This is a genomic window from Gordonia sp. QH-12, assembly GCF_001578675.1.
Taxonomy (GTDB): Bacteria; Actinomycetota; Actinomycetes; order Mycobacteriales; family Mycobacteriaceae; genus Gordonia; species Gordonia sihwensis.
Map to the genome: position 1 here is coordinate 1 of NZ_KQ969335.1, position 556 is coordinate 556.

Genomic DNA, 556 nt, shown 5'->3' on the forward strand with positions numbered 1-556 from the left:
ACGTCCAGCAAGGTTCAGATCGATCACGTCGTCGCACTCAGCGATGCCTGGCAGAAGGGTGCTCAGTCCTGGTCGGCGGCCAAGCGTCACGACTTCGGCAACGATCCGCTGAACCTTTTGGCCGTCGACGGCCCCGCGAATCAGCAGAAGCGCGACGGTGACGCCGCGACCTGGCTGCCCGCCAACAAGAGTTTCCGCTGCACCTATGTCAGCACCCAGGTGCAGGTGAAGGCCAAGTACGGCGTGTGGGTCACCGCGGCCGAGAAGACTGCGATGCGCACCGTGCTGTCCAACTGCGACAACGCGCCCGCCCCGCAGACGCAGCCGGCACCGGTAAAGCCGCAGCCGCAGCCGCGGACCCAGCCGCAGCAGCCGTCCGGCGTGTACTACCAGAACTGCTCGGCCGTCCGCTCCGCCGGCAAGGCCCCGCTGTACCGCGGTGAGCCCGGATACCGGTCCGCTCTCGACCGCGACAACGATGGCGTGGCGTGCGAATGACGTACCCCGAGCCCACCCCGGCCAGGAACACCAAGCGCAACGCGATCATCGGTGTCGG

At 67.6% G+C, this 556-nt stretch carries 1 protein-coding gene; it reads left to right on the forward strand.

What is annotated here, in order from left to right:
* Window positions 1–498: GmrSD restriction endonuclease domain-containing protein (locus tag Y710_RS18365; protein WP_156479497.1), on the forward strand; the 498-nt coding region annotated here is incomplete at its 5' end.
* Between the last annotated feature and the right edge of the window lie 58 nt (window positions 499–556).